The organism is Pseudomonas sp. F1_0610, assembly GCF_047470865.1.
Taxonomy (GTDB): domain Bacteria; phylum Pseudomonadota; class Gammaproteobacteria; order Pseudomonadales; family Pseudomonadaceae; genus JAZDRH01.
In genome coordinates, this window is sequence record NZ_JAZDRH010000001.1 from 1 (window position 1) to 19,579 (window position 19,579).

14 protein-coding genes and 1 tRNA gene are annotated in these 19,579 nt (G+C 41.8%); 7 read left to right on the forward strand and 8 right to left on the reverse strand.

Translation table 11 applies throughout. The features are described 5' to 3' along the window. Positions 1 to 145: 145 nt before the first annotated feature. The 6 genes from VQ643_RS00005 to VQ643_RS00030 all read right to left on the reverse strand — a co-directional run bounded on the left by VQ643_RS00005 (position 146) and on the right by VQ643_RS00030 (position 13,879). Positions 146 to 2,212 (reverse strand): hypothetical protein, encoded by a 2,067-nt coding sequence (locus VQ643_RS00005; RefSeq protein ID WP_414197078.1) that lies wholly within the window; start codon positions 2,210 to 2,212, stop codon positions 146 to 148. Next, on the reverse strand, positions 2,209 to 3,357 hold the full coding sequence (locus VQ643_RS00010; protein ID WP_414197079.1) for a VWA domain-containing protein: 1,149 nt from the start codon (positions 3,355 to 3,357) through the stop codon (positions 2,209 to 2,211). Before VQ643_RS00010 ends, VQ643_RS00005 begins: the two co-directional genes overlap by 4 nt. Then, a complete protein-coding gene (locus VQ643_RS00015) occupies positions 3,354 to 5,924 on the reverse strand; it encodes a DUF5682 family protein (protein ID WP_414197081.1) in 2,571 nt (856 codons plus the stop codon). Before VQ643_RS00015 ends, VQ643_RS00010 begins: the two co-directional genes overlap by 4 nt. A gap of 8 nt (positions 5,925 to 5,932) precedes the next feature. Further along, positions 5,933 to 7,030 carry an ATP-binding protein gene (locus tag VQ643_RS00020; protein WP_414197083.1) on the reverse strand — a complete coding sequence of 366 codons (1,098 nt, stop codon included), beginning with the start codon at positions 7,028 to 7,030 and terminating at the stop codon, positions 5,933 to 5,935. Between the two features lie 141 nt (positions 7,031 to 7,171). Further along, complete coding sequence (locus VQ643_RS00025; RefSeq protein WP_414197084.1) at positions 7,172 to 10,960, reverse strand: DUF4132 domain-containing protein; 3,789 nt, start codon at positions 10,958 to 10,960, stop codon at positions 7,172 to 7,174. Between the two features lie 273 nt (positions 10,961 to 11,233). After that, positions 11,234 to 13,879: a DUF4132 domain-containing protein gene (locus VQ643_RS00030; RefSeq protein WP_414197085.1), complete on the reverse strand. Its 2,646-nt coding sequence runs from the start codon at positions 13,877 to 13,879 to the stop codon at positions 11,234 to 11,236. Positions 13,880 to 13,986: 107 nt separating this feature from the next. Between VQ643_RS00030 and VQ643_RS00035 the strand changes: the two genes are divergently transcribed. Continuing rightward, positions 13,987 to 14,451, forward strand: coding sequence for an N-acetyltransferase family protein (locus VQ643_RS00035; protein WP_414197086.1), 465 nt, complete (start codon positions 13,987 to 13,989; stop codon positions 14,449 to 14,451). A 36-nt stretch (positions 14,452 to 14,487) separates the two neighbouring features. After that, positions 14,488 to 14,868 carry a hypothetical protein gene (locus VQ643_RS00040; protein ID WP_414197087.1) on the forward strand — a complete coding sequence of 127 codons (381 nt, stop codon included), beginning with the start codon at positions 14,488 to 14,490 and terminating at the stop codon, positions 14,866 to 14,868. Between the two features lie 36 nt (positions 14,869 to 14,904). On the opposite strand, the gene VQ643_RS00045 is transcribed toward VQ643_RS00040, so the two are convergent. Beyond that, entirely contained in the window at positions 14,905 to 15,498 is a 594-nt protein-coding gene (locus tag VQ643_RS00045; RefSeq protein ID WP_414197088.1) for a DUF308 domain-containing protein, read from the reverse strand. A 181-nt stretch (positions 15,499 to 15,679) separates the two neighbouring features. Between VQ643_RS00045 and VQ643_RS00050 the strand changes: the two genes are divergently transcribed. The 4 genes from VQ643_RS00050 to VQ643_RS00065 all read left to right on the forward strand — a co-directional run bounded on the left by VQ643_RS00050 (position 15,680) and on the right by VQ643_RS00065 (position 17,929). After that, positions 15,680 to 15,754, forward strand: a tRNA-Asn gene (locus VQ643_RS00050). A gap of 600 nt (positions 15,755 to 16,354) precedes the next feature. Next, a complete protein-coding gene (locus VQ643_RS00055) occupies positions 16,355 to 16,678 on the forward strand; it encodes a DUF4377 domain-containing protein (RefSeq protein ID WP_414197089.1) in 324 nt (107 codons plus the stop codon). Between the two features lie 67 nt (positions 16,679 to 16,745). Then, a complete protein-coding gene (locus VQ643_RS00060; protein WP_414197090.1) occupies positions 16,746 to 17,252 on the forward strand; it encodes a hypothetical protein in 507 nt (168 codons plus the stop codon). A gap of 128 nt (positions 17,253 to 17,380) precedes the next feature. Beyond that, the gene (locus VQ643_RS00065) at positions 17,381 to 17,929 is read left to right on the forward strand and encodes a hypothetical protein (RefSeq protein WP_414197091.1); all 549 of its coding nucleotides are present in this window, start codon (positions 17,381 to 17,383) and stop codon (positions 17,927 to 17,929) included. A 103-nt stretch (positions 17,930 to 18,032) separates the two neighbouring features. Here the strand turns inward: VQ643_RS00065 and VQ643_RS00070 are convergent, their stop codons facing one another. Further along, positions 18,033 to 18,254 carry a YdcH family protein gene (locus VQ643_RS00070; RefSeq protein WP_414197092.1) on the reverse strand — a complete coding sequence of 74 codons (222 nt, stop codon included), beginning with the start codon at positions 18,252 to 18,254 and terminating at the stop codon, positions 18,033 to 18,035. Between the two features lie 379 nt (positions 18,255 to 18,633). Between VQ643_RS00070 and VQ643_RS00075 the strand changes: the two genes are divergently transcribed. Further along, positions 18,634 to 19,578, forward strand: coding sequence for a putative 2-dehydropantoate 2-reductase (locus VQ643_RS00075; protein WP_414197435.1), 945 nt, complete (start codon positions 18,634 to 18,636; stop codon positions 19,576 to 19,578). Position 19,579: the final 1 nt, after the last annotated feature.

Sequence of the window (19,579 nt, forward strand, 5' to 3'; positions counted from 1 at the left end):
ATGTTAATTATTTTAAGTTGAATTTTTTTTGATAACTCTGGCATTTTATTTTCCATTACAATCTGGTTTTCTTTTTAATATCTTTTTCAGTCATTCCTTCAGATACCAATGCACTTAGTGCTTAAAAACTAGCTTCCTGTGTGATTTATTCCGCCAACGCAATAGGTACTGAGCACTGCATTTGTTGCATGACATAGCACAAATAGACAGTGCGCAGAAGTTGCGGGAGGATGGGGCGTTGCTGGTTGTAAAGTTGCTCCAAGCTGTTGACGAGTGTTGTTAACCCTAACTGTTCAGCATCTTCTTTACATTGGGTTAGGGTATCTTTTTGTTCTTGAGTAAATACTTTACGTCCTGTGCACGCTTGTGCTTCTAAGCAATCTAGCAACGGTCGAGTAATACGCTGACTAATACTTGGTTGGCTATAGCTGCTTTGTACAAGTCGTTTTTTATGTTTTACGTATTCAATAATACGGTTAACAAAGTTGCCTTTTAATCGGCTAATAAAACGTTTAGGTAGTTCAAAGTCAAGGCATAAAGGTTTGATATGCCCTGTTTTTTCGTCCTCAATTAACAGACTAAAAGGTGAGAACTCCAAATGCTGATCTTGCTGATTAGGGCTGATTAATACAGCGCGTACTTTAGGCTGTTTTTTCAGGACTTGTTCTAATTTCTCAATACGTAACTGGCTATGTTCGTCCCAGAATAAACGTAAAAAAGCGGTATTGCCTTGGGGGTCTTTAACAGGCCAGACAATGCATTGTTCTACTTCGTCAAGGTAGGCCTCTTCGTAGCTCGTAATGTGTAATAGCAAGGTAAAAGGCATGCCTTCTTCACTGCTGTTTTGTTGATTCACATACTGCTTAAGCTGAGAAAAATTAGTGAAACCAAGCTGATTTTTTAGTTGTTCATAGCTGGTCGAGTTGAGTGGTTCTTTTGCAATAGCACGGCTATCAGCATTAAAGGCTAATTTGTTATCTTCAGATAAACGTGGTTTTTCTAGGGTAAAGGGCTGCATTATTAAACGATCAGGCGTTTGCTGCCAGAGTGCTAAGCTTTCCCATACATTTAACCGTGTAAAGCTGCTATCCATATTGTTGGTGCGGGCATTAGTACATTCAAGCCATTCAAGGTTGTCGTTATCCCAAAAGTGAAAAGTAGCACCGTGAGCCCCTGTTTTGCTGCTCCACCAGCTAGCACCTAAAGGTGTAAGGTTAAGCGCTTGATCCTGAGTTTGATAGCTGCGACGGCTACGTTTGCGTAGTAGGCTGAGCGTGTCTACATCGGCTTGTTTTAAGCTTTGTAAGTGTGCTGCTATACGCGCCATTAGAAACAAGGTCTCACGTTCGTCGGTTGCAAAATGTCGGTTCGCCAGTTGTTGTACGTGCTGACTGAGATTGCGTAATAGCGCGGCTAAGCGTGGCAGTCCTTCTGCGCGGGCCGACATATTCAGCATATGCAGTTGTCGCGCACTGCTTTGGCTAACATGGGATAACCCCTGAGCGAGCAGTTCATTCAAGTGCAGCTCAATATGGTTAACTAATGCTAACTCATCGCTGGTTAAAGGTTGGTTTTGTTTGTCTTCTGGAATAGCTGTTTCAGGCCATTGCCATTCCTGCTGGTTTTGCGCAAATAAATAGGCAACTGCAGCTAAATGCAGAGCGTGTTTTTGTTTGCTGGGTAAGTCTGAAATAATTCCCGAAAAGCCGCCTTGAGCAAGGTAGATAATAGGTTCGTCAAACTCAGGCAAGGTAATTTTTAATTGGCTACCAGCAACAGTTACCAGTACTTGTTGTTCTTGCCAAGCTTGAAAAAACTGATAGGCCGTCCGTACATTACTAATACCCACGTTTTTGCAAAGTTGAGCGCTATTTAAACTTAATAAATCGGCTAGCGGATCAATACTGGTTGTATCTGCTGTGTTGTCTTCCGTTGGGGCGCTGCTGTTATTGCTATGTAGCCATAAAATAGCCGCCAAAATATGCTTGCAAGCACTGGTGGCAGGGCAGCTGCATGTAGCCTGTTGAATACCTGTAGTTGGCAGGCACACCTGTTGCCCATCACTGGTGAACTGGCCTTGTTCAGGGCTTTCTTGATCAAGGCTGACTTTGTCACTTTCAACGTCTTTACGGGCGCGGCGTAGTAAACCTGGGTTGGCGAACACACAGAGCGCATCTTCATCGTAGCTGTGGTAAATACTTTGCCAGCTCATTGCATCACCTCCGACAACCATTGGGCAAAATGCTCTGGCGTTAAAGCAGCCACTTGCATGCCTAAATTAGATAGTTTCTGTGCAATTTGCATATCGTATTCTGGTTGTGCGTTATCGTTGAGTGCTGCTAAACCAAGGAGCTTGACCTTATTCGTGTGCATCCGTGCGACTGTACTGTAAAACTCGTTGAGTGAACCACCTTCAGCAAAGTCACTGATTAACGCCACTATGGTACGGCTGGGATTGCTGATTTTAGTTTCGCAATACTGCAAGGCTTTACCAATATAGGTGCCGCCGCCTAGTTGGACTGTCATTAGCACTTCAACAGGATCATGCGCCATATGTGAAAGGTCGACAACTTGGGTGTCAAACACCACCAAATGCACGTTAACAGCAGGTAATCCAGCTAGAATGCTGGCACAGACCGCAGCGTACATAATAGAAGAATCCATAGAACCACTTTGGTCAACGCACAGCACAATATCCCACGGAAAGTGACTTTGCATGCGAGAGTTGAAAATGGGGTTTTGAATGACAAGCTGCTGACGCTCAGAATCAAAATTTTTTAAGTTTGCAGCAATGGTGGCACGCCAATCAAAGTTTTGACTATTGGCAATGGGGGAGCGACGGAAACGGTTACGTCTACCTGTAATGGTATTTTTAAATTGGGTTTTTAGGCGGCGTAGAATTTCTTCTACTACTTTGCTGATGAGTTCCCTAATGGCTTCTTTCATTTCAGCACTCATACGCCCACGCATATTAAGTAATAAGCGGGCGGTATCAGGCGTAGGTGAAAGATTGCGAATGGCATTGGGGTCGCGCAATAGGCCATCAATTTGGTAACGTTCTAAAGCCTGTGTTTGCATCCGTTCAAAAGTGCTTTGTGGAAAAAGTTTGCGCGCTTGGCTTAACCAGTTAACTGCATTAAAGACTGAAACATCATCACTACCTTCGCCTTTAGGACCTTCGGTACGCATGCCGCGGCGTTCATACTCACGGTTGTAAAGATAGCTTAGGGTACGATCAAGGCGCATATCTTCTTGGCCAAACTGGGCTTGCCCTAAGTTTTTATCAGCATATTTGCCTAAAATAAGTCGCCAGCGGCGAGCATGGGCGAGGATGTCTGGTTGGTTTTCATCACTCATGACTGTTCTCCAGCAAACCACTGAGTTAAATGATTACGTTGCAAATACTGGTTTAACTGATGATCTAACGCGGCTCCTTCAAGCATATCTTGTTGGGTGAAGCTGCTAAAAGTAGTCGCTATTTGCTGTTCATTGAGTGCATATTTTTTGGCAATGCGCTCAGCTAATACAGCGTTTTGTTTCGGGGTTAACTGGCTAAATGCAAAGCGTAAGTCAGGAAGTAGGCTAATAAAACGCTCTTGATCCCAATCCATTAGTAGCTCATCGAGTACATTAAGGAGCAATGAGGTTTGCACTATCAGCTCAGGTGCCGTTCGCATAACACCAATAAAATAGGCTATGGCTAGATCATTATCAGCACCTAACGAGAAGGTGGCATGTAGTGCTTGCTCTAGTTCTTGTTCTGTTAAATAGCCATCAATAAAACGCATGGCATCAACCGCGCCACTAATTAAAGTAGTTGTCTGCATCTGTGGGCGTAAGCGTGCTAATTGCTGATAAAACGCCTGTTGATGAGCTAAGGTTGAAAGCGGTTCAGGCATTAACTTAACTAGCTCACGAAGTGACAATAAGCAACTAAGGGCTTGTTCTTGCTGATCGCTCTCTGCTGGAATAATTTGATCTAGATAAAATAGTGTTTGAGGCTGTATGGCTTCTAATAATAATGGCAAAGCGGTTTGGTTGGCTAAGCCTAAAAACTCGCGTCCGCGCCATAGATATAATAGACGGTGCCCGCAGTTTACTAAGGAGTCTAACTTGGCATCTTGCTCAATATACACAGCCAATTTTGAGGCTAATTGGGTTACTCGGTTATTCAGCCCCATTAACGCCGCCTGTACTAAAAGATGTACCGCTTGCGCACTTGAGCGTCCAAAGCCTTGCTGCTCCAATGCTTGTTCTTGCGCGTAGAGTTGTTTTAAAGCAACCTGTTCAAGTTGTGTGCCTTGTTCTGATAATTCAATTAAACGCGCCTCGACTGAAGGCGTCCATGCGTACTGCCATTCCTCAAATAAAATATCCAAACGGTGGCCATTAACAAAGTCAGGACCGTCGATTTTTTGAGCAAAACCAGTGTTGATAAAGGCCAGTAAATGCAAAAAGCGGCTACGTTCGCGATGGCTATCTTTACGATAAATATCCAGTTGGCTATTTTTACTGAGCGTATCTTCCAGTTTAAAACGAAATTTTTGGGCTTTTTGATAAACTTCGTTCACCAAAGGAGGTGTTGCACTGGATTTAGGAATACGACCTAAAGCAAAACCAGTAAAGCTTTGACGAATTTTGCTCCATAACTGAGCTTGCGTAGTATCTATACTGCCTTTGAGAAAGCCTGTTTGGAGTCCATCCAGTAAATCGTAACGACTCGGCCCTTGATGGTTACGTAAAGAAGCTAAACCAATGGCTTGTTCATAGGCACTGCGCAAGGCGGTAAAGTTTGGGGCATCGTCAAAGTGTTCATGACGTAATTGTTGCGCGATTTTTGATAGAAATTGCAAACTGTTCTGTTCACGCATGCTTTGTGTGCAACTGTTAGGCTGCTCTGCTTCTTGTTTCAGCATTGCTTGCCAGCGTTCTTGATAAAACTGTGGCGAAGGCATACCAGAAGCATAGCCGTTAAGTGCATCTAAGCGATCAAAACTATAACGAATAAGCCACGCTTGATCATTTTGCGCAGTGCGCTGCTGTTTTTCAAAGGTGCTGAGCTGACTTTTAGAGGCACAGGTAAGGGTGTTTTTCTGCCATAGCTGCTCAACTAACGCTAAGGTATGAAATCCGCCAGTGACTACCAAAATGCGAGCGTCTTTGTGTTGCTGTTTAATCTGCTGGATACAGATCAGCATGTGGGCTTCGCGCTGGCTAGAACCCTCAGCGTCTAATACTTGTGGCTCGTAATCTAAACGTGCCATAGCGCACCACGCAAAGGTGTCTTGAAAGAATGCTTGCCAGTCCTTTAATTGACCTAAGGTACGTAATTCAAAAAGGTGCTCCCAAAGATCGTCATGGTCACGACAAAAGAGCTTTTGCGCCATTCGTTGAATATAACGGCTATGTGCCAAGTAACGCTCAGCTTGCAAGTTGTTGCTTTGTAATGAGGGCTCACTAGAGGCCCGTGTTTCCTCTTCTAGCTTAGCCACTTCCAGTGCGACTTGTTCGCTCCAAGATAAGTCAATAAAGCTGAGTTGAGCTTTATGTAGGTGCCCTTGGCGTAGTGCTTGCCATTCGGGAGAATACTCGCAAAACGGATAAAAAGCCGAACGCAGAATAGGCTCAGGTTTTTCTTCGCCTTCTATTGTTGGTAGTTGTACTAAGGTTTGTCCTAAAATGGCTAACGGCGGACTGCTTTCTTCGCTGAGAAGGTCAGGAATCAGCGAGTTAAAGCTGTTTGGCGCCTCAATTAAAATATGCGTAGGTTTAAGCTGCTCAATCTGGTTACGAACAGCAAAGGCGCACGCTGGGCTATGATGGCGCACTGGCGCAAAGTAAATATGTGCTTGGGCTAAGGCTTCAATACTGTTTAAAGCCTGTGCCAGTCGATCAGGCAACTGCTCAAGAATGGGCGTAGACATAGGCGCTATTATTTCCAGAAGGCTTTTGAGGCTTCAAAAAATGAGCTCCATTGCTCGTCTTTACGTGCGCGCTCACGGGCGACGTTATCCATATAAAAACGCATGCGCTTAATATCATCAGGGTTGTCCTTTAACACAACGCCAATGAGCTGGCGGGCAATAGCGCCACCGGTTAAGGTTTTATCACCTAAATAGTAGGCTTCAAGAGCGGCAGCATGGGCGATATTCACTGCTTCTGCGGTAGACATTACTGCATCCGGCGTTTTTAAGCTGGCGCCTTCTTGGGTATTGCCACTACGCAATTCTTGGAAGGTTGTTACTAATAGCTCAATAACATTGGTTGGAATCTGTATTTGTGGTGCGAGCTCACCTAAGTCACGCGCCAACTGCAAGGTGATAAGTTCCATTTCAAATTGTGGATCGCTAATGGCTTTTACTGTTTCGAAGTTAAAGCGACGTTTTAACGCCGATGACATTTCATGCACACCACGGTCGCGCAAGTTAGCAGTGCCAATTAGGTTAAACCCTGGTTTTGCACTTACGCGTGCGCCTTCACCCATTTCTGGAATCATTAATTGTTTTTCTGACATTAAGGAAACTAAGACGTCCTGAATTTCAGGTGGGCAACGAGTAATCTCTTCAAAGCGCACAATTTTACCTTGCAGCATGCCTTGGTAGATTGGTGAGCCAACCAGTGCACGCTCTGTCGGGCCTTCGGCGAGCAAGAGTGCATAGTTCCACGAATACTTAATGTGATCTTCCGTAGTGCCTGCTGTGCCTTGTATGGTTAGGTTAGAGTCGCCACTAATAGCCGCTGCGAATAATTCTGAGAGCATGGATTTTGCGGTACCAGGTTCACCCACCAGCATTAAGCCTTGTTTGCCGAGCAAAGTTACTATAGCGCGATCTACTAAGGCGTCATCACCATAGAATTTGCGGCTGATGTTAAGCTGTTCATCACCTAAGATAAATTGACGTACGGCGCGAGGTGAACGCAGCCAACCTGCAGGTTTAGGGTTATCTGTATCGGCTTTCGTTAGACGTTTTAACTCATCGGCAAAACGATTTTCAGCGCTATCACGAATGACCTGTGGCTTGTTGCTCATGCTGGCTCCTAAACACAACGAAAACAGCCATAATTTGGCGAGCCACCCATAGTAGCTTATTGCTCATTGAGCACGCCTTATGCTGTTAATAGAATTAATAAAAAACAGTGCAGGCACTAAGCGCTGCACTGTTGTTGGCTATTACCAAAGCCCTTTCTTTTTCCATTCAGGATCAAATCCGCCACAGGCAGCGGCTACTGCAAGGTAGTCGGCATAGCCTTCGGCGAGCAGAATAGGTGGGATGTCCTTCAAGGCTACTTCTTGAGCGCTCCATGAGCGGCCATTGGCAAAACTTAGGCTGTACAGAACGGCTGGAATATTCTCTTCAGGCACATAGCTACCACTGAAATGAATATTGATATACAAACCAAGGCTATCAAAGGCTTTGCTGTAATGGTCAAAACTGCCAGCATCTTCTGCGTCTGAGCGTTTATAGCCCATTTTGGTTAGCACGCCACGTAAGGTAAAGGTGTCTGTAACCCAGCCTTTACGATCCTCAATGAGGCCAGTAGTATTTTTACTGATATCTGGAATGCTATTGATCATCTGCGCAAATAAAGGCTTCACTTTGTAGTCTTTAAAATGTGCTAACCATGCTTTGCTCAATTCAGCCTCTAGTAAGGCTGCATGAGCTAGTTTTAGTTGGCTATTTTCGGCGAGTTCAACCTCATCATCCTCTACATTGATAAGGCTGCCGTCCTCTGTTGGACGAAAGCTCGTAAGCAGATTGCCGTCAGTATCTACTTCTAACCAAACTAAGCGTTGAATTAACGGATTCATAACTGGGTGTGCGAAAAGGTATTCTTTCCAGTCAGCCGCTGACCACAAACGCTCAGCGCACATGGCTTCAAATAAGCGTGCACTTTGTAACTCAATGACTTGCTTAAGCTCTTTTTTGCTATTGGAAAGTAGCTTTTTAGCGTCTTTGACTAAGTCAGCGTCTTCTGTTTTCCGTGGTTCAGGTAAGGCTTTAATTTCTTTGCCTTCTGGATTAAGTAAGACAAATTTGTATTTATCATCCATGCGTGCAGTAAATACACGCTCACCATAATCTAGGCTAATAACACCTGTTTCATCCATACCTGCTGTTGGAATGGTTCGATCGGCCAGTTCATCAGGAGTCCAGCCATTGCGTTGGGCAATAGCAGTAATTAGTTCACGAGCTTTTTCTTGTACTGCGTTAGTGCGATAACGGCGGGATATAGATAATAACAATTGAATAATCAATGGATCATTGCTGTTACCAATCCCCATTAGCATTGCCATAATTTGGTTATAACGTGGGTAGTGGTCACGCATAAATTGGCGTACAGCCGTTACTGCAACATGGCCTTCAATGCCTGAGCATAGCGCTAGCATGCCTTTGTCTGACGTTGCTGAGCCAAGGTAGCGACTTAGCACTTCACGCTTAATTTCTTCTATCGTATCTTCTAAGGTGAAATGTTCGTATTTTGCATAGTATTCAGGGTAGCGTTTAAAACCACTTTGGTAGTTAGCTAAGCGCTGAGGAGCACTTTGTTGCGCTTCTGCCATGGCTTCTTCTAGGCTAGGGTGACGCGTATCCTGCGCAATGAAAGTGTGCAGCAAGAAGCTACCGAGTTTTTTCTGGCTGTCTTTACTGAGCAAGCCAACATAGCGTTGTAATAGCGCATTTCCTGAAGGATCTTTGAGTTTTACTGCCAGTACAATCCACCATTGAATAATAGCGGGCGCAACAGCCTTGCCATTTTCCCATGTAAGCGCTGGAATAAGTGAAAAATCAAACCATGCAAAGCTGGTTGGTAATTTAGCTTTTAGACCCGTTTCAGCTTCTTGCTGTAATACTTTAGGGCTTAAATAGGCGCTAATATCTTCCCCTAGTGCTTCTAATGCCGTAAGCAAAGCCGCGCGTACCGTTTCGCGCTTTTCTTTTTTCAGCGCCACATTGAGCGCTACACAGGAGGACGGCTGGTTCAAACGGGCTAGCCATTCCGCAGCAGTAATGCGAATTTCTTGCTTGCTAGAGGCTAGCGCTTCTTCAGCACGTAAATGAATATTAGGAATGCTTTCTAAGGTTGCCTGAGCGATAGGGCGTAAGGATTTCCCTTCGCCTAATGCCAGCTCTAAAATGCGTGGTACATAGTGTGCAGGCAAACTTGGGAACTGTTCTAAAATCTGAATAGCACAGGCTTCAGAAAACTCGTAATAGCGATTTTGATTGTTATTTTGGCTCGGGCGTAGTTTTAATGCCTCATCTAACAGTTCTGTATTTTCCGCAAAAAACGGCCAAACGAGATCTTTGTTGTTAAAATCTTCAAATGGATTGTAATAAGAGCTTGATAAGAAATAGTCTGCGATTAAACGCTTTGCATTAGGCGCACCTACTGCCGTCAACGCTTGAGCGGTTGCTCGTAAGTCAAACTGAGCAAAGGTTGTACCTTGTCTGAAAACCTGCCAAAGACTAATATGTTTGGCGGTGCTGTTAACCAGCTGGGTGCGTAAATGATGTAACGCACTGTATTCAGGCAAGCTAGAAATACGGTTTTTGTATTCAATAATGCGCAGGTCATGTCCAGAACGCTTGCTGATATTGCCTTTACCATTGAGAAAGGCAGCAAGCTGCGCATAATCAATGGCATTTTCTCGTTTCAAGCGGCGATAGTTATCTTGCGCCCAATGGTATTGATGGCGTTTTTCACGGGTTTCATTCTCTTGAGCTTCACTTTCTGCACGCAGGCGCGCTTCCTCAAGCATTTCATTGTAGTTTTGTTGCAAAATTTCAGCGACTTTGGCTTCTGGTAACTCCACTTCAGCGATGGGCGCAAAAGGTGGGATTTCTAGCGACTCCATAGTGCTAGCACTATCAATGCTATCAAATCGAGCCAGTGCGCTTTCTATTGCTGCGACAACAGTTTTAGTTTTTTCTTGCTCGAGTGCTTGCTCTAATAGTGCTTTATTTTCGGCTTTACGGGCAATGAGGTTAGCCGCAAAAACGCGCTGTTTGCTGTCGCCATTAAAGAGTGCTTCTTTTAGAGGCTCAAATAGAATTTCTGCATCTAACACAGAAAGTAGGCCTTCAGCTTCAGAACGAACAGTTTTTAGGCTGGAGGTTGCCAAGTTAATAACTAGCTCTGGAACTTGCGTGCAGATATCTTTGTGATTACCTAGGAAACGTGCCAAGCACACTTGACCTGGTGCGCTGAGTTGTTTAGGTAGCTGTTTAAACAATTCAATATGTTGCGTAATGTAGCTATCTACGTCCGTGAGCTTAAAGAAATGATCTAAACGGTCTAGGTAGTAAGGAGAGTCTATATTGCGACGGTCAAAAAGCATGTTTAATACAAGCTCTGCTGTATTGCTTTGTTCACTGGCTAAGAGATCATGTAGCTTTTGTACTGTCCAGCGTCCACGTACTTGTTGAAATTGACTATCTTTAATGTTGTGTAACTCAGTGCTTAAGCCATCAAGCACTAAATAGAGGAACCACAAAGGGACAAGGGGGCAGCTGATGCTGGTATTCCGCCCGCCACAGATGGCTGCTAGTACTTTAGCAAAGCGAATAATTTGCTCATCGGTAAAATCTTTGCTCCACAGCGTATAAAAGCGTTGGCGAGCTGAGCTGGTTTTTTGAATAAATTTGCGAATTTCTTTTGCAGATATGTCATGGTGGCTATACCAATACGAAACGCATCCAGGATTATCAATTAAGACAATGCCTAAGGTGTCTTGCTGTGATTCAAGTTCAACCAAAATGCCGCTGTCATTGCCTTGTAATATGAAATCAATAATGCGGGCAGGGTATTGCTCATTAATACGCGCTAATGGCACAAAAGCATCCACCAGTACTTCATATTGAACGGCTGGCTTGCCTTCAAACAGTTTGCTCAACTTAGATAGCAACCCAGTAGTGCCCATAAGTTCGTCGTATACTTTTTGTAGATTGGTTGACATGCGTTGGTCTCGTTAATTGGCTAGCTAGTGCTAAATCAAAATGCGCGCTCTGTAGCCTGTTTTATCCATAAATAACAGCATTGTGTAATGCGTTAGCTTAGTTTACAAAGTCTAGCGACATATTGTGTCGTATCAGTAAATACCAGTATATGACAGATATCTGACGGCTAGGTTGCAGCTTAAAAACAGTATTATGAAATGTGACGTATTTAGCTAACATTGTTCGTTAATTGTTGCGTTTATGCACTGAAAATAATTTTCAGCTAGATAGGGTTAATGGATAGCTTTACTGCTAAGAAAATCATTTAACCTAGATAAGTGCTCATAATCAGCATAACAGCGCGCTAAAAAAGGGCGTGGAACTTCAGCTAAAGCTAAGGCTCTAGCATCATTTACTCGATGAAAACGTAATTTATCTAAGGTTGATGGAATGTAGGAGCTGTATCCTACAGTACCAGTGATAGATGCACAGAGATTGTACTCAAGGTTAGTTAAAGTAAATTCAAAATTATTGTACAGATGGGGTGTTTCCTCATAATCTTGAGTAGATAAATAATTAAAGGCATCTAGGTAGTAGGTTATTGTGCCTTTTAAATGATTAACTTGCGTTTGGCTAAGATCTAAATCCGCTGGTAGCACAGGGTGTAATTGATTAAATAAAGGGAGGGTTTTGTAGTCGATAAAGTGCTGTTGCCATGCGTTTGCATCCTCAATTGATAGCAGATCCGCATGAGCTATCGTGATGATTTGCTCAGGTGCAAGCTCTAGTTCATCATCATTGAGATTCAGCAAACAGCCATCTTCAGTCGGGCGAAAACTCTGTATGTTCTGCTGGTCATCTGTGGCTAGCCAAATCACACGTTTAACCAGTAAACGCATAATTGGGTGTTGTAAATAATCACGTTGCCAATCGCTAAATAGCCACTGTCGTGCATTCATGGCGGCGTTGGCTAAGCGCTTGCTTTGTAAAGCCAATGTATCTTGAAGTTCTTCTTTTAAGGCTTTGAAGGTTTTGCGGGTTTCTTTAATAATTTCAGGATTATCAAGCTTGCGCGCACTAGGTAAGGTTTTAAGTTGTTTTCCTTCAGGCGTATAGAGTAGAAACTCACCACTATCACTGAGTTTAGCGCTTAGCTGACGAGTATCATAATCTAGCGTCAAAGTGCCATTCTCATCTAAGCCCGCTGTAGGAATAGTGCGATCTTGTAATTCTAACTCAGTCCATTGTTTGCGTTCAGCAATAGCTAGTATTAGCTTGTTAGCCGTGTTGCGTAGTATGGCTGTACGATTGTTACGCGCCTCATGAATAATCCATTGAATGCTACGCAGATCATCTTTATTAGCCAAGGCCAACAGCAGGCTTTCAATGCTACTCCGACGTTGATAATGTTGTGCTGTAAATCGTTGCACAAGAGGTACTAATGTCAACCCATCTATGCCGCTAATGAGTGCTAGCATGCCTTTTGCATCGCTGGCAGAACCTGCATAGCGCTGCATAATGTGTTTGATGTGTGTTTGTCGGCAGTGTTCTAAGGTAATACCAGCGTTAGCCAATTCTGTAGCAGAGTAGTGGCGTTGGTAATATTGAAAATCCTGCTGAGCAAGTGTGGCTGCCTCTATACTGGCTTCAGTATAACTTGGTCCGCGTGTGTCCTCATGAATATAGCTGTGCAGTACATAAAGCCCTAACTGCTCAGCACTGGCTGGGCTGAGTAAATTAAGATAACGCTGTAATAAGCCTTCACTGGAAGGGGATTTTAATTTAACCGCAAGTACCACCCACCATTGCGCAATAGCTGGCGCTACAGCAGTACCATCCTGCCAAGTAAGAGTATGAATAAGATCTAGATTAAACCAGCTCATACTGACAGGCGGCTTAGTTGTTAAACCTTTGTTGGCTTCACTGAGTAAAACATCAGGGTTAAGGTAGTATTTAATATCCGCGCCTTGTTTTTCAAGCGCTGTTAGTAACACTGCTTTCACCGTTTCGCGTTTTTCTATTTTTAGTTGCTGTTCAATTAAGGTGAGAGCTTGTGGGCTATGTAATGTGCTTAACCAATGCGCCATACTTAAGCGCACATCTTGTTTGCTAGAGGCTAAGCCTTCAGCAATATAGGCATATTTTTCAGCTGTATCTTTAAGTCGTTGTTGGGCCAGCAGCGCTATTGATTTTTTACCTGAAAGCGCATCACTTTTTAGCACAGGTAGAAATTGCTCTGGTAGCCTAGGCAGCATGCACAGTAAACGCATAGCACTGCGCTTGTTAGGCTCAAAGTACTGACACAATAGATGGTGCTCACCTATACCTAGCGCTTCTTCTAAAAATGCAAGATTCTCAGCAAAGAAGGGCCACACTAATTCATGATTATCATAATAACTCAGCTCATAGGTATTAGATTGATGCAAGAAACGCTCGGCTAAATAGTATTTAGCATGGTGGAAGCCAAAACGCTCAAAAGCCTCAGCTAGTTGACGTAGTTCAGTGGTAAAGAAAAAATGCCCCAGTTCAATTTGGCTATACTCATAACGGCTAAACTTGGCAGGGTTGGTTTGCAGTTGTGTTAGGCGCAATAAATGTAATAAATCTATTTCTTCGCAAAGGAAGTGATACAGAAAATGCCCTTCAAGTACTGTGGAATCGACCTTGGGTAGGTCATTAGATTTTAGATTAAGGCAGTCAATGAATTGCTGATAATGCGCACGCGTAACTTTTTTCAATTCAGGGTCGGGTTGATCCATATTTTCTAGAATATAGACGGCGTTATTGTCGGTTTGGGCTATTTTTTGTAGTGTTTCAAGGCGCTGTTCTAATTCTTTTTGCTGACTTATATGAAATTGCCAAAGTTTGTCAGTACAGTTCTCCGATAGGGGCACAAACTCAATGGCTTTAAACGAAGGAATATACTGATTCAGTGACATGGATAACGTCCTTTTCTATTTAATAATGTTAACTATAAAAAAATGATTTTTGTTGAGTAGAATACTAAGCATTATGCGCTATTAAAGTAATAGTTTAGGACATATATATGATAAAAATTCGTTATGCTTGTGTAGATGATATAAAACATATTGAGTATCTATATCATCAGCTATTTTGTCATGGCGCTGCATTGCAACCATTCTATCTACAAGAAGCACAGCAAGATGTAAGCTTTATCAAAGAGACTATTTTGGCTCCCAATAGTGATATTTTGCTTGCCGTACAAGCGTCCAATATTATTGGTTTTGCTGTGCTGCAGTTGCAAAAAACCTTACCGTATAAGTGTCTAGTGCCTCATCAGTATGTTTATCTTATAGATTTTATAATCGACCAGAATGTGCGTAACCAAGGCATAGGGCAAACACTCTTTGAGTCGGTACTAGATTGGGGCAAACAACGTGGAGCTGAGTATTTAGAGTTATCCACGCAAGCAGAAAATACTAAAGCGCAAGGCTTCTATGAACGTAATAACATGGCAGTAGCGACACTAACCTATCGCTATAGGTTTTAAACTAGTATTTAAAATTCAAATACAGGGAGCAACACAATGTCAGTGCAGAAAATAGTGCTACTAATAAGCGTATTAGGGGTAGCGGCATGCTCTACAACAGTTCAAAAACAAAAGCCTTATATTGACTATGCCAATGACCAGCTTATTGCACAGCTTCAAGAAAGCTATCCTATGATTAAGGTGAATCATGCTTTTATTGGTAAAAAATCAGCAAAAGCAGAAGCCGAACAATGGCAAATGATTTGCGGTAACCTTGATGCGCAAACCAGTTCTGGACCTTGGCTTAAGCAAAAGCGCTTTTATATTTTTGTTGATGGAGCTGAAATAGCTCAATTATCTGCAGAGCAAGCGGTAATTGATGATCCTCAGTCTGACGCTTTTCATGAGGAGGAATGGCAAGAATTTTGCCAAAAGTAACAGGTACTCGCAGATAGCGAGTACCTGAAAGCGAGCTTAATCTGCTTGGTTTTGTGCTTTTTCAAAAGCACTTATACCGCTGACTAGGCTAAATAAAGTGAATGCGCTAAATAGCAGCTCAAAACCGATTAAAAAGGTAATCATGCTTGCTGCAGTAGCAGGTGGCGAGGAAAATAGAATATAGCCAATAAAAAAGTTCATTAAGCCTAATAAAAGCTGCAACCAACCATCGGTATTTTTTATTCGTTGTAAACCCGCAGTGATGCGTAAAACACCTGCCAGAATAAAAACAACCGCTAAAATAATACCTAAGGCTGCCATACCTTTTAATGGATCGGTAAAGAAAATATATCCAATTAATAAATAGCCAATAGCCAGTACAGTGGCAGCAATTTTTGTTGGACCACCTAGCAAACTATTAGTCAGCACACCAAGAAGAAAAGTAGTCGCACTAATGAGCATGGACACGCCAATTATAATGCCGATAATTGAACCAGAAAGTAGAGGGTTAAGTAGACAGGAAATACCCGTTAACAGAAAAATAATAGCTGCTATACGCAAGAGTTTTTTCTGTCTGGCAATAATCTCGGGCTTAAGCTGTAATCTTTGTAAACGAGAGATATTTAACATTGTGCATTCCTAATTTCATCTAAGTATTAAAATAAATGTACACCTTTGCTGAATAAACTACTAAGCTACAATTGCAACAAGATTTATTCAGCTGGAAGCGATAGGCTCTTGAATCTTTGCAAAAAATCCGTAAAATCTATTTTCGTTATGTCAATAGCAGCTAAGCTTGAGATAGAGAAATTGCCGAATAGCTCAGCGGTAGAGCAGGTGACTGTTAATCACTTGGTCGCAGGTTCGATCCCTGCTTCGGCAGCCAAATAAAATTTTGCTTTCCTTATATGTTCAAAAAATTTAAGTGAGTAAGATATTTTTATTTATAATTTATTTTTATCTAATAAGTCTATACGATTTTTATTTTTAGAATAATATTTTTATAAAACAAGTGATAGTGTTTCTCGCAATATAAAATTTTATTTAAATACGAAAGTAGCTCTAGAACTCGCTACAAAAAGCTTAAGCGTCAAAGATTGAATTAATATTGAGCTAGCATCAATTCATTAAACCTGTTGCGCTCAGCTCTTGAATCTGCCTTGAAATTACTTTATTGAGTGTAGAAAATTACAGTGTAAAATCTAGGTCAAAAAATAATTTAGGTGTTATTTTCTCAGGTATTGATTTTGACTCAAGCGCACCATGGGAGACTAATATTGTAGAGGATCATAAAAATAGCACTTAGTCTTTTAAAAAATTTTTTATTCACTATAAACTATAAAAAAGTATAGTGAATGTAAATAATTATTAACTGCTTTTTGGATGATTTTGTTTGACTTAATTCAGTTTTTTGAAAATAGCTAGCTGTTATGCTAAAGGCAGTTATACGTTTAACGATAGTTGGCATACCGCCAAGAGAGTTCCTATGTTGAAAAAAAATATTGTATGGCCTTTTGTTGCACTTGCGCTAGTTGCTTGTGCGCAAACACCTAGTAAAGACGTTGCAACAACTAGGGTGGTTTATGTGCAAGATAAGCTTGTTGATTGTATAGGTGTTGGTCCTATGAAGTGCTTGAAAATGCGATTTGAAGATGAAGACGAGTGGTTTAACTCTTACTCGGGCATTGAAGGCTTTTCCTATCAGGAAGGTAGGGCGTATAAGCTAAAAGTAACACTTAAATCTGAGAGTACGCCACCTGCTGATAGCTCTTCTCTACGCTATATTTTTGTTGAAGAATTAGCAGATTAATATTCATTTTAATCGATAGGCAGCTTGGGTATAGATAGCATATATACATGCAGACAGGGGCGGCTGTATGACATCAAAAGAGATTTTAGGGGCGATATGTGCAAGTATTGTAATAATACTTTTTGCTTATAAAAATAATAAGACCGAAACCGACTTAACCCATAGCTCCAGCCCGGCCAATTGGCAAGCTAGTGCAAAAAAATCAGATCCTTTTATTGCTATAAGTACAGCTCAGTTAATTAAGGAGTCTAACAAAGGGGCTAATATGATCCTTTTTGTTAGCTCTGATAACTGCGGCTATTCTCGTCAGTTTGAACCAGCCTTACGTAGTTATCTTAAAGCCAATAGTCTGCAGGTAGGTAACCTAAATCTTTCTAAGGAGCGAGGCTATATTGATTTTAATGGGCTCAAAGCCATCTTAGGTGAAAGGGCAGGTGCCACACCTAGTGTTTATGCTATCCAAAATGGAAAGGTCTCGGAAAGGTTACTAGACAGAGATAATCCTCAAGTAGTAGACGATTTTTTTCGTCGAAATGCTTATCTAATGCAGTTTAGTCAGAGTGTTGAAGAATAAATAACTGTACTGCTAGGCTGAAGGTAAGTGTTTATATGCTAGTTATTTCTCAATAAAGTTAATTTAAAAGTATAGTGTTTGTTTTTTATGGCATACTTTTTTAACGATGAATAACTAGGACTTTGAATATGAAAAAAGTAAAGTATGGCATATTGCTGGCATTCAGCTTGCTTCTGAGTGCGTGCAGTCTTTTAGAGACAACAACGCCTGTGGTAGAAGGAGGGCATCTTAAAGAACAGGTTAAGGATGCTGATTTGTATGGCTTATGGGCTGCCTCCTCGATGGATGATGATCCAATGGAGTTTTTGTTAGTTAAAGTAATGTTTCCAGGTAATAAAGGGTTGGACTGGTTATATATCAATGACACCAAGGCGAAAGAGGAAACAGAGGGAGTTCAGCATTTCACTTGGAAGGTAGATAGTAAGGCTAAAACCTACACGCAAACCATTACTGAACGCACTGTGCGAGAAACTGGGAAAAAAGAGCTGAAAGAAAAACCCAATGTTGTAGAAACAGGGCCTTTAGAGATTATTCAGATTGATGATGAAATCGTAGCTGTCAAACTGGTAGGTGATAATCGTCAAATTCCATATATCCGGATGGATGAAGAAATGCTGCGTGATTTTATAACGGACAAAGCAGTAGCCGATTATATTTTAGCCAATATGAAAAAATAGTTTAATAGTCGCCTTTTAGTCTGTTTTATCTGTATTAATAAAAGGCTATTTTAAGAAAATCGGAAAATGGGTAGTAGTAAGCACTACTACCCCTTATGAATAGTTAATGTTTACCTGCTTCTTCTTGCAGAATTTTATAAATTTCATCTTTTAGCGCAAGCTTTTCTTTTTTTAGCTTGGCCACTTCTTGGTTGTATCCTGCGCCATTGGAACCTTCAAGGCGAGCAATTTCATGGTCAAGTGAGTTGTGTTTTTCAAATAACGCGTTATAGCGAGGGTGAGAGCCTTTCAAGCGGGACATTAAATCGCGGTACTCAGGGAACATAAGCGTCTCCGTTAGGTTAGTTGCGATTGCACTTACTAAACTGGGTTTGGTAAGTATTTATAATCCTATATTTCAACTATAGCTCAGGTTTTCCTGCTAAAGCTACAATGTATAGACAATTTGAAATATTTTTTGATCTAGATAACGATAATCAGTCTCTGAGATTATGCAGCTCTGCTTTGATGAGATAGATTTATTTGCTAATTAGTCAACTGGCTTGCGGGGGGTTAAGCAACTCGATGACTTTAGCTAGAAAAATATAAATAGAAGATTTACGTATAATTGCCAAAGACAGCAACTTCTCCATACTGCCATTCTAGCCTAAGTGCTTGGTAAAGGGTGTGCAATCGCGGCAATTAATTTAAAGGTAGGAATAATGATGAATATAGTCAAGCCACGCGTGGCCATTATTGGTACAGGAGCCATAGGAGGTTTTTATGGGCTAATGTTACAACGCGCTGGTTTTGAGGTGCATTTTTTATTACGTAGTGAGTATCAGGCTGTAAAAGAGCAAGGCATTAGAATAGAAAGTGCAACATTAGGTTGTTTGCAGGCAGACGTTAATGCTTGGGATAATGCCGGTGTCATGCCTAAATGTGACTGGGTATTACTAGGAACTAAAGCTACTGCTAATGCGCAGATGGCTAAGATCATTAATCAGGCAGCAAATACGAATGCTAACGTGGTGCTTTTACAAAATGGTTTTGGTTTAGAAGATGAGCTCCGTGCTTCATTGCGTGATGATTTGCTGCTATTTGGTGGCTTATGTTTTATTTGTGTTCACCGTAAATCAGCAGGCGTGATAGAACATCAAGCTTATGGTGGAGTCAATGTAGCTTATCATAGTGGTGCGGCTAGCCCTCAGGTAGGGCAAGATCAAGCACAGCTACTGGTTAATATGTTTAATCAGGCAAATGTAGATTCACATCTGATTGCAAATATTGAACAGGCACGCTGGCAAAAACTCGTATGGAACATACCCTATAATGGTCTTTCAGTTTTGTTAAATGCCCATACTGGACAGATGATGCAAAACTCTGCAACGCGGCAGTTAATTAGTGACATGATGCATGAAGTGGTTAATGCCGCTATGGCTCATGGTTATAGTTTGCCTGATAATTTTGTTGAAAAAATGCTGGTTTCTACGGACAAAATGCCTGACTACTTCCCAAGTATGTATCACGACTTTACTCATCAGCGACCGCTAGAGTTACATAATATCTATACCGCGCCCTTGGTCGCAGCTCAGCAAGTTGGTTGTGCTATGCCTAAAGTTGAGATGCTTTTACAAACGCTTTCTTTTATTGCGCAACAGCCTGCTTAAT

Coding starts and splice junctions, on each gene's coding strand:
- VQ643_RS00005 (WP_414197078.1), bottom strand. CDS start 2,212: ATGAGCTGGCAAAGTATTTACCACAGCTACGATGAAGATGCGCTCTGT.
- VQ643_RS00010 (WP_414197079.1), bottom strand. CDS start 3,357: ATGAGTGATGAAAACCAACCAGACATCCTCGCCCATGCTCGCCGCTGG.
- VQ643_RS00015 (WP_414197081.1), bottom strand. CDS start 5,924: ATGTCTACGCCCATTCTTGAGCAGTTGCCTGATCGACTGGCACAGGCT.
- VQ643_RS00020 (WP_414197083.1), bottom strand. CDS start 7,030: ATGAGCAACAAGCCACAGGTCATTCGTGATAGCGCTGAAAATCGTTTT.
- VQ643_RS00025 (WP_414197084.1), bottom strand. CDS start 10,960: ATGTCAACCAATCTACAAAAAGTATACGACGAACTTATGGGCACTACT.
- VQ643_RS00030 (WP_414197085.1), bottom strand. CDS start 13,879: ATGTCACTGAATCAGTATATTCCTTCGTTTAAAGCCATTGAGTTTGTG.
- VQ643_RS00035 (WP_414197086.1), top strand. CDS start 13,987: ATGATAAAAATTCGTTATGCTTGTGTAGATGATATAAAACATATTGAG.
- VQ643_RS00040 (WP_414197087.1), top strand. CDS start 14,488: ATGTCAGTGCAGAAAATAGTGCTACTAATAAGCGTATTAGGGGTAGCG.
- VQ643_RS00045 (WP_414197088.1), bottom strand. CDS start 15,498: ATGTTAAATATCTCTCGTTTACAAAGATTACAGCTTAAGCCCGAGATT.
- VQ643_RS00055 (WP_414197089.1), top strand. CDS start 16,355: ATGTTGAAAAAAAATATTGTATGGCCTTTTGTTGCACTTGCGCTAGTT.
- VQ643_RS00060 (WP_414197090.1), top strand. CDS start 16,746: ATGACATCAAAAGAGATTTTAGGGGCGATATGTGCAAGTATTGTAATA.
- VQ643_RS00065 (WP_414197091.1), top strand. CDS start 17,381: ATGAAAAAAGTAAAGTATGGCATATTGCTGGCATTCAGCTTGCTTCTG.
- VQ643_RS00070 (WP_414197092.1), bottom strand. CDS start 18,254: ATGTTCCCTGAGTACCGCGATTTAATGTCCCGCTTGAAAGGCTCTCAC.
- VQ643_RS00075 (WP_414197435.1), top strand. CDS start 18,634: ATGAATATAGTCAAGCCACGCGTGGCCATTATTGGTACAGGAGCCATA.